At 31.6% G+C, this 16724-nt stretch carries 11 protein-coding genes and 1 pseudogene; 11 read left to right on the top strand and 1 reads right to left on the bottom strand.

Going from position 1 to position 16724, the window contains the following annotated elements; translation table 11 throughout:
- Window positions 1-34 precede the first annotated feature (34 nt).
- The 10 genes and pseudogenes from ACUN0F_RS03515 (at window position 35) to ACUN0F_RS03560 (ending at window position 15283) form a co-directional block, all read left to right on the top strand.
- Complete coding sequence (locus ACUN0F_RS03515; protein WP_445539123.1) at window positions 35-766, top strand: thioesterase II family protein; 732 nt, start codon at window positions 35-37, stop codon at window positions 764-766.
- 242 nt (window positions 767-1008) lie between these two features.
- The gene (locus tag ACUN0F_RS03520; protein ID WP_445539124.1) at window positions 1009-7545 is read left to right on the top strand and encodes an amino acid adenylation domain-containing protein; all 6537 of its coding nucleotides are present in this window, start codon (window positions 1009-1011) and stop codon (window positions 7543-7545) included.
- A 183-nt stretch (window positions 7546-7728) separates the two neighbouring features.
- Window positions 7729-8427 (top strand): 4'-phosphopantetheinyl transferase family protein, encoded by a 699-nt coding sequence (locus tag ACUN0F_RS03525; RefSeq protein ID WP_149173932.1) that lies wholly within the window; start codon window positions 7729-7731, stop codon window positions 8425-8427.
- A 333-nt stretch (window positions 8428-8760) separates the two neighbouring features.
- On the top strand, window positions 8761-8904 hold the full coding sequence (locus ACUN0F_RS03530) for a hypothetical protein (protein ID WP_165915440.1): 144 nt from the start codon (window positions 8761-8763) through the stop codon (window positions 8902-8904).
- A gap of 363 nt (window positions 8905-9267) precedes the next feature.
- Window positions 9268-10200, top strand: coding sequence for an ornithine carbamoyltransferase (locus ACUN0F_RS03535; RefSeq protein WP_087984400.1), 933 nt, complete (start codon window positions 9268-9270; stop codon window positions 10198-10200).
- 170 nt (window positions 10201-10370) lie between these two features.
- The gene (gene sbnA / locus ACUN0F_RS03540; RefSeq protein WP_046955333.1) at window positions 10371-11348 is read left to right on the top strand and encodes a 2,3-diaminopropionate biosynthesis protein SbnA; all 978 of its coding nucleotides are present in this window, start codon (window positions 10371-10373) and stop codon (window positions 11346-11348) included.
- A gap of 27 nt (window positions 11349-11375) precedes the next feature.
- The gene (gene sbnB / locus ACUN0F_RS03545) at window positions 11376-12344 is read left to right on the top strand and encodes a 2,3-diaminopropionate biosynthesis protein SbnB (RefSeq protein ID WP_149173933.1); all 969 of its coding nucleotides are present in this window, start codon (window positions 11376-11378) and stop codon (window positions 12342-12344) included.
- Window positions 12345-12476: 132 nt separating this feature from the next.
- Window positions 12477-13250: a ParB N-terminal domain-containing protein gene (locus tag ACUN0F_RS03550; protein WP_445539125.1), complete on the top strand. Its 774-nt coding sequence runs from the start codon at window positions 12477-12479 to the stop codon at window positions 13248-13250.
- Window positions 13251-13389: 139 nt separating this feature from the next.
- Window positions 13390-13641, top strand: coding sequence for a DUF2164 family protein (locus tag ACUN0F_RS03555; protein WP_000947505.1), 252 nt, complete (start codon window positions 13390-13392; stop codon window positions 13639-13641).
- Between the two features lie 300 nt (window positions 13642-13941).
- Window positions 13942-15283: pseudogene (locus ACUN0F_RS03560) on the top strand (IS3 family transposase).
- Window positions 15284-15369: 86 nt separating this feature from the next.
- Here ACUN0F_RS03560 and ACUN0F_RS03565 read toward each other — a convergent pair.
- Window positions 15370-16044: a hypothetical protein gene (locus ACUN0F_RS03565; RefSeq protein ID WP_445539126.1), complete on the bottom strand. Its 675-nt coding sequence runs from the start codon at window positions 16042-16044 to the stop codon at window positions 15370-15372.
- Between the two features lie 473 nt (window positions 16045-16517).
- Here ACUN0F_RS03565 and ACUN0F_RS03570 point away from each other — a divergent pair, with 473 nt between their 5' ends.
- Complete coding sequence (locus tag ACUN0F_RS03570; protein WP_016136248.1) at window positions 16518-16688, top strand: hypothetical protein; 171 nt, start codon at window positions 16518-16520, stop codon at window positions 16686-16688.
- The last annotated feature ends 36 nt before the right edge of the window (window positions 16689-16724 follow it).

A 16724-nucleotide genomic window follows, 5' to 3' on the forward strand; every position in this document is an offset into this window, starting at 1 on the left:
TGATGAAAATTTTATTTAATAAAGGAGAAGTCACTTGAGAAAATTAATGAAAGATTTATCGCCAGGATTGAATAGTAACAAATATTTGGTTTGTGTTCCTTATGCTGGGGGCTATTCAAATTCTTTTTTACCTTTAAAGAATTATTTACCGGAAGATATAAAACTTATTTCATTTGATCCTCCAGGCCATGGTCCCAATCTTTCTGCACTAGTTGATAACATAGATGATCTTGTTAATTTATATTTAAAGGAGATGCAACCAATTTTAGAGGGAGAGGTTACATTATTTGGCCATAGCATGGGAGGAATTATAGTTCACCGTATGGCTCAGATTTTAGAAAGTAAGGACATAAATCCTAAAAATGTTATTATCTCTGCTATGAATCCACCGGAAATAAGAAGAAAAACAAATCATTTAGATGATAAAGACTTTATAGATTATATAAAGTCTTTGGGAGGATTACCGGATGAAGTATTACAACATCAGGAGCTTTTAAACTATATCCTTCCAGTTATTCGATCAGACTTTCGTGCCATTGAGAATTATATAAATGATGACACAACATTGTTGAAAGCGCCTCTGTACATTATTAGTGGAACAACAGACTCCAATTATACAGTAAAAGGGGCTAAGAAGTGGGTAGAATGGGGCAATGAGGTTCATTTTTTAACAGTTAATGGTGGTCATATGTTTTTACTACATCAAGCTGACATCGTGGGCGAGTTAATTATGAAAATATTAGATAGGGTAAAATCTGTGAAGTGAAAAAATTAAGGGATGTATCTGAGTAAGAGAAAAGTGCATTTCTATGCTTTATGTTGAAACTTCTATCGCTAAAGTAGCAATCCAATTGGTCGTCATTGGGAGTTTTATTACCGAGGAAGAAAACTCCCAATGACGAGTATGATTGTGCTCCCTCATGATAAAACGGATGGGTCTATGGGGAACATAACCACTAAATATGTAGTATTTAGTATCAATATCATAGAGAATGGTGGGAAGAAAAAATGCTTGATAAATTTACCCAGCAGGTTTTATTATCTAGTGAAAAATTTAAAAAAGAAAAAGAATATTGGTTAGACAAGTTATCAGGTGATGTTGAGTTAAGTAGATTTCCTTGTGATTGTCTGTCTTTAAATAATATTCAGGCTTCTAAAGAAAGTTATTATTGTCAATTCCCATCGGATATTGCGAAGAGAGCTGTAGCAATTAGCAATAATTCTGATATGTTACTGTACACTATTTTATTATCAGGTGTGAAATACCTCTTAAGTAGATATACCGATAGGGATGATGTAGTAATTGGAATGCCAGTTTTTAAGAAAGGTCAAGAAGAGACGGTTTTTCAAAACAACTTTTTATTATTACGTACTCAAATAAATCAAGAAGATAATTTCAAAGAAATAATATATAAAATTAAAGAAACAATTTTAGAGTCAAATGAACATTGTCATTTTCCTTTTAATAAACTTACTCAATTATTAAGTCTAGATGGAGAGAGTAATAATCTTCCCTTATTAAATACAATAGTAATGTTAGATGATATTCATTGTTATGAGAGTACAGATAAAATAAACTCTGATATGGTTATTAGGTTTATGAAAAATGAAGAACAGTTAAAGGTTCAAGTGGATTATAATTCTACTTTATATAGTGAAGGGTTAGTTCGTAGAATAGTTAATCATTTATATAATATTTTAGATATATTAATGAAAGATCCAAATAAATCTGCAATGGATCTAGATGTAATGTCTAAAGCAGAAAAGAATCAAATATTATATGATTTCAATCATACGACTAGAGTTCATAAAACATTACTTTGTGAGACTGTAACAGCTCCTCAATTATTTGAAGAGCAGGTAAAACAGAATCCTAATCAAATAGCGATTGTATGTAATGAAAAAGAAATTACATATAAGCAATTAAATATAAAAGCTAATCAGTTGGCGAGAAGGTTATTAGACGAAGGAGTTAAAAGAGAATCCATTGTTGGTGTGATGATGGAACGCTCTATTGAGATGATTGTAGGCATATTAGGTATCTTAAAAGCAGGTGGGGCGTATTTACCGATTGATACCGATTTACCAAAACAAAGAGTGGAATACATGCTGACAGACAGTGGGTGTTCACATGTACTAACATATCAAAACTCTATTATAAAGGGAGTAGCATTCCAAGGTAGTGTAATAAATCTAATGGATATTCCTTTTGAAGAAGAACAAGTAGAAAATTTGCAGATAACGATGGAACCTCACAACTTGGCATATGTTATTTATACATCAGGTTCTACAGGCCAACCTAAAGGAGTAATGATTGAACATCGATCCTTGACTAATTTTTTGTGTGCAATGTATGAGGACTTCTCTCAAGATATAGGGATAACTGATAATGTTCTATTCTCAAGCAGTATCTCTTTTGATGTTACTATATTTGAAATATTTGTCCCATTGGTATATGGCGCAAGAATGACTATTCATCAAGGTGAGAAGTTTGATGTACCAAAACTTGTACAAGTCATTCTTGAGGAACAGGTCACGTTAGCATATATTCCACCTACCTTATTAAATGAAATATATGATTATTTTGTAAGGGCGAATCAGAAGATATCGTTAAATAAACTTTTCGTGGGAGTAGAACCAATTAAAACAAAATTACTCGCAAAATACGATCATCTATTTAGGGGGAACCTCCAAATATTAAATTTATACGGACCTACAGAGGCTACAGTCTGTTGTACATCTTATCAATATGAGAGGGATAAAGAAATTACAACACAAAACGTACCGATAGGTTCGCCATTGTTAAATACTAAAATTTATATATTGGATTCATTTCACAGGATACAACCCATAGGTGTTCCAGGAGAAATATGTATTTCTGGCATAGGGTTAGCTAGAGGATACATCAATCGAAAAGAATTAACAGCAGATAAATTCATTGATGATCCATTTGAACTTGGTAAAAAACTATATAAAACAGGAGATATAGCAAGGTGGCTACCTGATGGTAAAATTGAATACTTGGGCCGAGTCGATCATCAAGTAAAAATAAGGGGATACCGAATAGAACTAGGTGAAATAGAAGCAAGTTTGTTAAAATATGAGACAATCAAAACGGCCGTAGTAATACAGCGAGAAGATGAAAGTGGAGAAAAGTATTTATGTGCGTACGTAGTTACCGAAAAAGATATTCCTATTCCAGAGGTAAGAGCATATTTAGCAACCAAGTTACCATATTATATGATACCTCAACAAATCATATCCATTCAAAACATACCGTTAACACAAAACGGAAAAATAGATAGAAAAAAATTACCTCAACCTATTTATAATTTGAAATCTAGTCATCTAGAGCCGACAAATTCTACAGAAAGAAAATTAGTTGAGATTTGGAAAGATGTATTAGGAATACAAAGGGTAGGAATACAGGATAATTTTTTTGAGATAGGTGGTCATTCATTAAAGGCTGCTAGGCTAATTTCTATCGTTAATAAAGAATTTAATGTGCAATTATCTATTAAATCCCTATTTAAGTTTCCTGTTTTGGTTGATTTTTCAAAATGTATATTAGAAATGGAAAAAAGTAATTATATTTCCATAGAACCTGTAAAACAACAAGAGTATTATTTAGCTTCTACGTCACAAAAGAGAATGTTTATAGTAGATCAATTTGAAGATGGTACAAATACAACTTATAATATGCCCACAATACTTAAAGTAGAAGGGGATATTTGTAAAGATAAGTTTGAAAATATATTTCAATCTTTAATTCAGAGACATGAAATATTAAGAACTTCTTTTCAAATTTTAGATGGGGAATTAGTGCAGAAAATTGAGCCTAATGTAGAATTCAATATTGAATACGTTCATGTAAATGAAAAAGATGCGGATTATTTAATACATGATTTTATAAGTCCATTTGATTTATCAAAACCTCCATTATTAAGGGTGTTGCTTTTAAGGATAGCAGAAGAAAGACATATCCTTGTAGTAGATATGCATCATATAATATCTGATGGTTTATCAATGGGGATATTAATAAAAGAGTTTGTAGAATTGTATAAAGGAAATGAACTTCCAAGATTGAGAGTACAGTACAAAGACTATGTGATGTGGCAAAATGGACCTTACTATAAGAATCTAATTAGTGAACAAAAGAATTATTGGTTAACAACTTTAAAAGGAGAACTCCCGGTTTTAAATTTTCCAACCGATTTTCAAAGACCGACTATACAAAGCTTTAAAGGTAAGGTTTGTTCCTTTAATTTGGGAACAGATTTAACTTTTAAAGTAAATAAGCTAGCAACTGAAACTGGTACCACGCCATATATGATTTTATTGGCCATTTATAACATACTTTTATCTAGATACACAGGTCAACAAGACATTATTGTAGGTTCGCCTATTGCTGGAAGGTCTCATTCTGATACTAATCATATGATTGGTATGTTTATTAATACTTTGGTAATGAGAAATTATCTAGAAAATGACGATGAGTTTATTGAGTTTTTGAGTAGATTAAAACTCAATACATTAGAAGCTTATGAAAATCAAGACTATCCTTTTGAAGAACTATTAGAAGATTTAGACTTGCATAGGGATACAAGTAGAAATCCATTATTTGATACCATGTTTGTTTTTCAAAACATGGATATGGATCCAATATCTATTGGTGAATTAGAATTTACACCGTATCAGTTTAAGCAGTCAGTTTCAAAATTTGATTTGTCATTAGTAGCAACGGAAATAGATAATAATATTCATTTAAAAGTAGAATATAGTACTAAGTTATTTAAAGCGGAGACAATAGAAAGGTTAATGGTACATTTTACAAATATAGTTCAGGAAGTAACTAATAACCCTAAAATACGATTGCGTAATATTAATATGTTATCTGTAGAAGAAGAACATTGTATAATGAATGAATTTAACAAAAAAGAGAATTTAAATTCTAATCATTTATTAGTGCATAAAATGTTTGAAGAACAAGTAAAACGGAACCCTAATCAAATAGCCGTTGTATGTAATGAAAAAGAAATTACATATAAGCAATTAAATATAAAAGCTAATCAGTTGGCGAGAAGGTTATTAGACGAAGGAGTTAAAAGAGAATCCATTGTTGGAGTGATGATGGAACGCTCCATCGAGATGGTTATAGGCATATTAGGTGTCTTAAAAGCAGGTGGAGCGTATTTACCAATTGATACCGACTTACCAAAACAAAGAGTGAAATATATGCTGACAGACAGTGGGTGTTCACATGTATTAATACATCAAAACTCTATTATAAAGGGGATAGAATTCCAAGGTAATGTAATAGATCTAATGGATATGTCTTTTGAAGAAGAACAAGGAGAAGACATGCAAATGATGATAGAACCTCACAACTTAGCGTATGTTATTTATACATCAGGTTCTACAGGCCAACCTAAAGGAGTAATGATTGAACATCGATCCTTGACTAATTTTTTGTGTGCAATGTATGAAGATTTCTCTCAAGATATAGGGATAACTGATAACGTTCTATTCTCTAGTAGTATCTCTTTTGATGTTACTATATTTGAAATATTTGTCCCATTGGTATATGGCGCAAGAATGACCATTTATCAAGGTGAGAAGTTTGATGTACCAAAACTTGTACAAGTCATTCTTGAGGAACAGGTCACGTTATCATATATTCCACCTACTTTATTAAATGAAATATATGATTATTTTGTTAGAGATAACCAGAAGATAGTGTTAAATAAGCTACTTGTGGGAGTAGAACCAATTAAAACAGAATTACTCGCAAAATACGATCATCTATTTAGGGGGAACCTCCAAATATTAAATGGATACGGACCTACAGAGGCTACAGTCTGTTGTACAACTTATCGATATGAGAGTGATAAAGAAATTACAACACAAAACGTACCGATAGGTTCGCCATTGTTAAATACTAAAATTTATATATTGGATTCATTTCACAGGATACAACCTATAGGTGTTCCAGGCGAAATATGTATTTCTGGCATAGGGTTAGCTAGAGGATACATCAATCGAAAAGAATTAACAGCAGATAAATTTATTGATCATCCATTTGAACCAGGTGAGAAACTATATAAAACAGGAGATATAGCAAGGTGGCTACCTGATGGTAACATTGAATACTTGGGCCGAGTCGATCATCAAGTAAAAATAAGGGGATATCGAATAGAACTAGGTGAGATAGAAGCGAGTTTGTTAAAATATGAGACAATCAAAACGGCCGTAGTAATAGATCAAGAAGATGAAGCTGGAGAAAAGTATTTATGTGCATACGTAGTTACCGAAAAAGATATTCCTATTCCAGAGGTAAGAGCATATTTGGCAACAAAGTTACCACATTATATGATACCTCAACAACTCATATCAATTCACAATATACCATTAACACAAAATGGAAAAATAGATAGAAGCAAGTTACCGAAGCTAAATACAATGAGCAATAGTAATTATGTACCACCAAGAAATGAAATAGATAGTAGTTTAATTGATATTTGGAGTAGTATATTAGGGGTAAATAATATTGGTATAAATGATAATTTCTTTGAATTAGGTGGTCATTCTCTTAAGGGATTAAAGTTATTCGAAAATATCAAGAGAATGTTTAATGTGCAACTGCCATTAAGTTTATTATTTCAAAAGGCTACTATTGAACAATTAAGTGATGTAATAAGTAGGAATAGAGGAATAGACAGTGAGTGTTTAATTCCAATTCAAAATGGAACAAACAAGGATAGTCAATGGTTCATTGTTCATGGGCAAGGCGGGGGTATATTAAACTATTATGATTTGGCTAGAGAATTAGGAGAGGATAAGACTGTATATGGGTTACAATCTATAGGATATGATGATAGTAGATTTCCAAACTTATCTGTAGAGGAAATGGCGGTAAGATATATAGAAGAGATTAAACAAGTAAAAAAGGAAGGGCCATATACGTTATTAGGATGGTCTTTTGGAGGAATAGTTGCATTTGAAATGGCTAGAAAATTAGAAGAACTAGGTGATAAAGTTAGTTTTCTAGGTTTACTTGATGTTCATCCTATTGAACAAGGTAAGGAGATTCTTAGTTTAAATATTAAGAATGCATTTGAAGAATTGGAAAAATTCAATGATCAGTTAGGGATTGAGAAAATTAGTTTTGAGCAAATGAGTGAAGAACAATTAATAGAATCTTTACTGAAAAAATTTACATTGAATGAAAATAGTTGTCAGCAAAATTTTGAAGATCCAATGATGAATAAGTTAAAAGTAATGATAGCTAATAGATATGCATACCTAAAATATAATTGTAAACAAAAAATAAAAGCAGATATCTTTCTATTTAATGCATCTATTAATGACATTCACCCACTAGTAGATTATAACAGATGGAATGAATATACATCAGGGGAAGTATACGCTATGCAAGTGTTAGGTTCCCATCTAAGTATGTTAGAGAAACCCCATATTCATGAATTGGTAAAGAGTATAAAAAAGAGTTTTAAACAAATGCTCTTATTAGCACATGTAAATAAGTGAAATGTTTTTTTAAATTGTACACTATTAATTTTGTAAAAGTCTCATAAATTCATGTGTAACATATTATGAGGCTTTTTTCTCTGAGCCTATTCAATAATAAACATAAAGAGGTTAGAAAATGAATGGGAATTATTCATTGTGAGTTTTTTGTATCTATATAAGGGATTAGGTGAGAAGGATATAATGAATATATATAAGGTACGTGTGCCAGGAAATATAGAACATGATATTATGCAGAAGCTTATACGTTTGGTCTCAAAAGAAAAGCAGATGAAAATACAGAAATATAAAAGAAAGCCCGACCAATATAGCGCCTTAATTGGAGACATTATAATAAGATATTTAATTACTACAAATTTCTCAAAAAAAAATAAAGATATTAAATATAAATACAATGAATACGGAAAGCCTTATGTTGATGAGTTAAATAATTTTCATTTTAATATATCACATTCCGAAAGTTGGGTTGTTGGAGCTATTCATGAGGAAGAAGTAGGAATAGATGTAGAAAAAGTTCGGCCCATAGATACTACAATGATTAAAAATATATTTACTGAGGAAGAATTTAATTATTTACATTCATTAAATGTAGAACAACAATTAGATGTGTTTTATGAATTATGGACTATAAAAGAAAGCTTTGTTAAATGGATAGGGAAAGGACTAACTATACCTTTAAACTCTTTTGTTATTAATAAAAATACAATATTTTATGGTGACATGCTATCTAATAAGGTTTATTATAAAAAGTTTACTATTGGTAAAGATTATAAGCTTTCTTGTTGTGCTTCTTTAGATAGTTTTCCAGAATCAATAATTGAAATTGATTTTGTTGATTTGTGTAATTACTTTATAGAAAATAAGCATTTTTACTTAGTTTAAAATGATTGATATTTCCCTAGGGAAAGAAAAATTTTAGAAATTTAATTTTGAAAGTTCTAAAAGTAAATATCTGAATTTAGTATATTATACAAAAGCGTCATTTTAATATTCAAATGACGCTTTTAATTTACTTATATCTATTCATAAGTAATTAAACTTGCTGGATATGCAATCATTTTACGCTTAATAGATTACTTTGTATATATTAGTATTTAGATCAACGGGTTGGAATAACACTTGTTAGAGTTGTATCTGTAACAATTAAGAGATTATCATAACTACAAATAGCCAAGCCAGTAGAAGGAGTATATCTCTTTTAAAGAGGGATTTTTAATGACTGCAGCAGTAATTTGCCTATTAACTGATGATCCGGAAAATGATATTTTTGAATGGGCGGATTTTTTGGGAAATGAGGTTATAAAAGACACGGCCAACATTGTATGTATATTATTAGTAAAAAAGAGAATTCGAGTATGAATTGACAGAAAATTGATAAAAGAATTGAGAAAGCTGAAAATTCAGTGTTTTGAGTATATTTTTAGTGTTGTAGTGTGTAATATATTCAGCAGAGCTATATCATAAAAAATAGGAATATAGACTAACAATAGAATTATAATTAAGTATTTATGAGTAAAAATAGTATTCGAGTTCATATAGGCTATATATCAACTGCTATACATTAGTTTAAAAACAAATATAGAAAAGTGTGGTAATGGATCCACATGAATTATATTTTCAATCTATTATTTTTTACCTTAGCTGTTTAATAGTTTTGATTTACATATATGTGTAAATACATTTTTGTTACATGCACTTATTCAAAAGGGAGGTAATATAATAATGGCTATTCGAAAACATTTAATTACTCTTGAGGATCTTACTGATAGTGATCTTAACCAAATTGTAACTCGTGGGGTAGAGTTTGCCACAGGTAAATCGCAACCTAATCACATATTAGCGGGAAATATAATTGGGATTTACTTCCGTAAAACATCGACTAGAACTCGATCGGCATTTTCTGTTGCAGCATTAAAGATGGGTGCACAAATTGTATCGTATGGTCCAAATGATTTGCAAGAAAATACAGGGGAGTCTATAGAAGACACTACTCAAGTGCTTTCGCGAATGCTGGATGGACTAGTAGCAAGAACTGCAGATAGTCAAAAGGAAATGGAAAAACTGGCATCTCAAAGTCGTATGTCAGTCATTAATGCAATGAGTGCGGAAGAACATCCAACACAAGCGCTAACGGACTTAACAACAATGAAACAAAAATTTGGTGAAATAGCTGGATTACGGGTTTTATATATGGGAGAAGGTAATAACAGTGCAGCAGCTCTAGCCCTTTCTTTATCTCGTTTTCCAGGTACAGAGTTTTATCTTTTTACACCTGCTGGTTATGGAGTGTCTCCAAGTGTGCTTGAAAAATCAAAAGAATATGCAAGATCTTCTGGTGCTAAAGTTATTGAATGTCATGATATAAAAATGTTACCTAATGAAGTGGATGTTGTATATACAACAAGGTGGCAAACAACAGGTACAAGCAAAATAGATCCTTTATGGAAAGATGCATTTAATCCATTTGCAGTGACAGAGAAAATTTTGACTTTATATCCGGAAGCTACTTTTATGCATGACCTTCCAGCACACCGGGGTGAAGAAGTAGCAGCAACAGTTATTGATGGACCGAAAAGTATTGTATTTACCCAGGCCGAAAATAAGTTAAATAGTGCTATGGCAGTACTTGAATGGTGCTTAGCTTATCGATACTAAAGAATCCAGCATTTATTGTCTTTCAGGTATAAGTTCTATTTGAGGTACATTCGAAAGAACATTTAAAGTAAATCTGAATATAAGTTATTTAAAGATGATTTATATTCGGATTTATAAATGTTTATCTTTAATTATTTTTTTTAGATTTTAACCAAGAAAGGAAGCAAATTATGCTCAAGAAATTAGAGAGTTTAGAAAGGGTAATCGGCAACACGCCTATGATTAAATTAGAGCATGAAAAGATTAATCTGTATGCAAAACTAGAATATTACAATTTAATGAATAGTGTTAAAGTACGTGCTGCTTACCATATTTTAAAATCAGCAATAAGTCGCGGTGAAGTGACTGAAAATTCTACAATTATCGAATCTTCATCTGGTAACTTTGCGGTTGCTCTTGCTACTCTTTGTAGGTATATTGGTCTGAAATTCATACCAGTTATTGATCCAAATATTAACAATAGTTATGAGAATTTTTTGAGAGCAACTTCCTATCAAGTAGCTAAAGTGGATGAACGAGATGAAACAGGTGGCTATTTATTAACGCGTTTAAATAAGGTGAAAGAACTTTTAAATACTATTCCTAATGCCTACTGGACAAATCAATATAATAATGCCGATAACTTTGAAGCTCATTATCAAGGAATTGGTGGAGAAATATCTAATGATTTTAAACAGTTAGATTATGCTTTCATTGGAGTGAGTACTGGAGGAACTATCGCTGGGGTATCTACACGATTAAAAGAAAAATTCCCTAATATTAAAATTATTGCGGTAGATAGTCAAGGATCCATTATTTTTGGTGATAAGCCTCGTAAACGATACATACCAGGAATTGGTGCCAGTATGATACCTGGTATGGTTAAAAAAGCATTGATTGATGATGTAATTATTGTACCGGAGGTTCATACTGTTGCAGGTTGTTATGAGCTATTTAATAAACATGCAATATTTGCTGGTGGATCATCAGGGACTTCATATTATGCAATCCAAAAGTATTTTGAAAATAGGGATGTTCAAAATACCCCTAATGTTGTTTTCTTATGTCCTGATAATGGTCAAGCTTACACATCAACTATTTACAACGTAGAATGGGTAGAATGGCTTAATACACAAAAATCAGTAGAAGACCAATTAGTTTCTTTATAAAAATGATATAGAAATGAGGAAGCAATTATGATGTATTTAAATACTAAACATATCAATGAAATGGGTGTTAATTGGGAAGAAACAATAAATGTCATTTCAAAGGCAGTAAAAAGTCTTGATTCAGAAGATTTTTCTCAGCCAATTAAACCATACTTACGTTTCGATAATCCGGCTAATAGAATTATTGCTATGCCAGCTTATATTGGAGGAGAATTTAAGGTTTCAGGAATAAAATGGATAGCTAGTTTTCCAAAGAATATTGAGAAAGGTATTCAACGTGCTCATTCAGTTACTATATTAAATGATGCTATGACTGGAAAACCATTTGCAACACTTAATACAGCAATGGTCAGTGTAATACGAACAGCTTCTGTTACAGGGTTAATGATTCGAGAGTTTGCCAAGTTAAGAGATTTAAATAATATTAAAGTTGGAATTATTGGATTTGGACCTATTGGTCAAGTGCATTTGAAGATGGTAACTGCCTTATTAGGCGATAAAATCGAAAATGTTTACTTATATGATATCAATGGAATTAAAGACGAATTAATTCCTGAGGAAATTTATTCTAAAACTCAAAAGGTTAATGCATATGAAGAAGCCTATAATGATGCTGATATTTTTATTACTTGTACTGTTTCTGCAGAAGGTTATATTGATAAAAAACCTAAAGATGGGGCGCTACTACTCAATGTTTCTCTTCGTGATTTTAAGCCTGATATCTTAGAATATACAAAATCACTAGTTGTTGATAATTGGGAAGAAGTCTGTCGTGAAAAAACTGATGTTGAAAGGATGCATCTTGAAAGAGGTTTACAAAAAGAAGATACAATATCAATTGCTGACGTTGTAATCCGAGGAGCACTGCAAAATTTCCCTTATGATAAAGCAATATTATTTAATCCAATGGGTATGGCCATATTTGATGTAGCCATTGCTGCTTATTACTATCAAAGGGCTAGGGAAAATGAAATTGGTGTTTTATTAGAAGACTAGTAAAATTATTAAAACGCAGTTTGAAATAATTGTCTAATGGCTGCTAAATATCGGTAAACATGACTAATAATTATAGAAAATTAGTTATTTGATAAGCTTAGAATTTATGTAATTACTTGAGGAGCTGTTTTTATGAGTGAAATTATTTCGGCCTTAGATCTCTTACATCCCAAGCAAATTCGCTTTCATGAATCATATGAACACAAAAGATTGGAACAAATTTGTCGTGTAATGGAAAGCGAAAGTGTTTTACGGAATCCTCCCTTAGTATCTGAGCTTAGTGATGGTAATTATCTGTTACTTGATGGTGCCCATCGTATGAAGGCTATGATGGCATTAGGCTGTAAACGCGTTGCCGTACAGGTAGTACCTGATGAAAAAATAAAAATTCGTGCTTGGAATCATTTATTACCAATGGGGGAATGGATAAATAATTTAAAGAAAGAACCTACAATAATTTGGTCAGATAAAATTATTGGTAATAAACGTTTGCTGGTAAAAATTACAGAAGCAAATAAACAAGAACATTTTTTATATGCAAGGAATTTAAATGGCGATTTATTTACCCATTTAGAGATATGGCATCGTATTGTCGGTTTATATCAACATGAGTATACGGTACGTCGTCATTCAAATGATACTGAGGTCTGGCCTCATTCAAATGAAATATTGATGAGTTATCCAGAATACTCGTTGATGGAACTGAAAAAGATAATTGAAGCAAAGCTTTTAATGCCAGCGGGAGTTACTCGTACGACGCTTAGTGGTCGGTTATTGAATTTACGTATACCACTTCATATATTGCGTACGGAAGTATATCCTGCTGGTGAATGGGAAACGTTATGTGGAAATTGGTCAAAATGTTTACGCCTTTATGACGAGCCAATATATGTTTATGATGCATAATATACTGTTTAGTGATTATGATGTATATTTTTTATTTATTTGTAAAAATTTCATTATATGATATATATTAATTTCAAAACATTTTTATTATGTTATAAAAACTTTTTGAATTAGTATTTAAGACTGATCTAAGAGAGGTTTGTTATCGGATGGGGTAAATATTACCAAAAAAGATAAAGTGGAGATCTCTAAAAAGTTAAAAACTTTCTTGGGTGATCAATATTCACTTGAATTAGGGGATTACATAAGCTTTGAGATACTTGAATTTATAATAAAAGAATTAAATCCACATTTTAATCTAGCTACAAAAAATAGGTTGGAAATTCTCTTGAAAAATATAGAGAAAGAGATATATAGTGAATTAGTTTCACATGAAAATAACAAAGTATAGGCAATATTACATGTATTTAAATGTAGAATAGTATAAACCTATACCTACATAATGTGTTGCTATTAATTTGGTAGAATAGCGAGGATCAAGAGAGTTGATGATATACAATTTTTAGTAGAGATGGAATTGTGAAGTGAATATACTTGCAATTTCATCTTTTTATTTTTAACACGATTTTTCCAATTCAAGTATGAAAAAGGTAGCTGTACTTTTAAAATATACCCTATAGAATAGACGCTCGAAAAAAGTCTATTCTATAGGGTATTTCTTGTATAATAAAGGGAAAATTGGGATCGGAGAATGTCTAAAATGACAAAAAAGCTATTTACAGAAAGAGAAATTCAAATTCTATCAAATAACCTATATGTAAAATCTGTAAGTCAGAAAGGTATCACTTATACAGAGGAATTTAAGCATATTTTTATTGAGGAAAATGAAAAAGGAAAGCTACCTCGAAATATTTTTGAAGAATGTGGTTTTGATATAGATATGATTGGAATGAAACGGGTTATGTCATTGGGAAGTAGATGGCGTGCTGCTTATAGAAAAAATGGTGTATTGGGTTTACGGGATACACGTACCGAAAACGCTGGAAGAACTCTTGAGAGAGAGCTTACGTTGAAAGAAAAGTATGCCCGTTTAGAAGCCTAACGAAACTTACTAAAGGCGGAAAGCGAATTGCTAAAAAAAGTAAAACTTATGGAAGGGAGGATGAGAAGGAAATAACACTACCACCTAGTCAGAAATTCATCTTAATTCGTTCTGTCATCATGAAATACAACTTAAGGAATATGGTCAGTCATTTGTGTAAAGTAGCTGGTGTATCCCATTCGGGTTACTATAATTACTTTTCAATTTCATCTCAAGAACAACGGAAATAAAAGAGTGATCGAGATGAAATCGTGAAAGAAACCATATTAAAAGCACTTCGATTTAGAAATAGAAAAAAGGGGCTCGTCAGATAAAGATGATATTGGCGGGTCAGTTTCAAGTTGTCTACAATTTAAAGCGTATCCGTAGAATTATGAAGAAATACGAGATTGTCTGTCCGGTTCGCAAAGCGAATCCTTATAAACGAATGCTGAAAGCTACAAAAGAACATCGAATAGTACCGAATCAATTAAATCGGGAATTTAAACAAAATACCCCAGGGAAAACACTTCTTACAGATATCACCTATTTAGTTTACGGTAAGAATCAAAGGACCTATTTATCTACAATTTTAGATGGCTCAACTAATGAAATTTTAGCTTACCATGTTTCAGAACAGATGACATTAGAGCTCGTAACGACAACTCTCCATAAACTAAAAAGGAATCCGCGGATTCGATTGACTGAAGGTGCTTATATTCATTCAGATCAAGGAGCCCACTACACAAGCCCTACCTATCAAAAGCTAGTCAAAAAGCTAAATCTTGGACAATCCATGTCAAGAAGAGGAAACTGTTGGGATAACGCCCCACAAGAATCGTTTTTTGGTCATCTGAAAGATGAAGCTCATATAAAACCTTGCGCGTCCTTTGATGAGTTGAAACAAGAGATTAAGAAATATATGACGTACTATAATCACTATAGATATCAATGGAATTTAAAAAAGGTGACTCCTGTTGGATACAGAAATCATCTTCTTGATGTTGCCTAACTTTTTTCAAAATGTCCTTTACAAAGGGTACAGATTATTTTGTACAGCTACCTTTTTCACAAAACCATTCGTATACAAGAACAACCTTAGCGTAAACTTGCGCTTAATGGCACTTGAGAATAAACTGTGAAACTGTTACCATAAGTACCGTGTTTAGAAAATGAGGAAGAAATTGAACCGTTCCAACTTTTGTAGGTAGCTCCAGATGTATCTGCTCTTAGAAGTACGTTTGAAAAGCTAGCTTGGCTAAAGGAGTTACGCCCAGTATCTTCAACCCCCTGAACCATTTTTACTGGTTCATATTGAGAAAATGAGCCATATACAGGCTGATTTGCATATCTAGGGTTTCCATTTACATACATAGTAACCGTACCATTTCCGTTATTAACTATTTTAAGATTTACTCGAGCACCATCTTTAATTGACGCATCATACTGTGTGTTCCAATACTTACTGTTTTGACCTGATTCATTATATCCTGAATTTAGAAATACTTTATATCCACTTGGTGTTTTGGAAATACCACCCTCAACTTTAGATGCTCCAATACCTAAATACCAATTCACATACCCATCTTTAACAACAACTGATTTTGGTAGATTTATATCAGCTGCAATCCCGGTATAGGTACTATTTGTAACACTTTTTATAGCACCTTCTGTAGCTGCAAAACTAGTAGTTGAAAACATTGATAGAGAAATTAGAAGTGAACCAACTAAATACATCATTTTTTTCTTACTTTTCCTTAATACTTGATTCATTTTAGATCCCCCTTATTTTATATTATTAAATTGTATGGAAAGTTGGCCAACTAACTACGACTTACAAATCAAAGATACATGAGCTTTTATTTAATGTATATATTTTCCTATTACAAGTCATTGAAATGTCAAATAAATTGGATATTCTATATTTATCAATATAGGTGGGGTTGACAGATTAAAGTGGTATGTCTATTTAAATGTAAGAAGATTTTGTTAAAAATACTATTAAAACCTATAAATGTGTTGGGAGGTAATATGTACTACGATTCATTTAGGAGAGAAAAATATGGAATAAATATAGTGGGATTTTTCAAAGAGTATATCTGAAATGTTTAGAAATGGATTGAAAACAAAGGAAATAAATGAATCGTTTTTCTTAAGGAATTCATTGAAATAGTCCGTAGATGAAGGGAAATATATGATTTATAAGACATGGATTTCCTATATAAAAGAAGAAAGGGGATCCAGCTATGGGAATTACAAATACAAGATCGAAGTTAGATAATGCAGCTATTGAAGAGGCTATAGAGGCATTAAAAGGTGAAAATGAATGTTTACGTATGGAAATCGATTACTTAAAAAAGTTAAAGGCCTTCGTTCAAAAAGAGATGGAATTACAGAACAAGATAAAGCAAGAGTAATTTATCTTATTAAATTCGAAAGGATGGAACATATTA

The organism is Bacillus sp. 1A, from assembly GCF_052682215.1.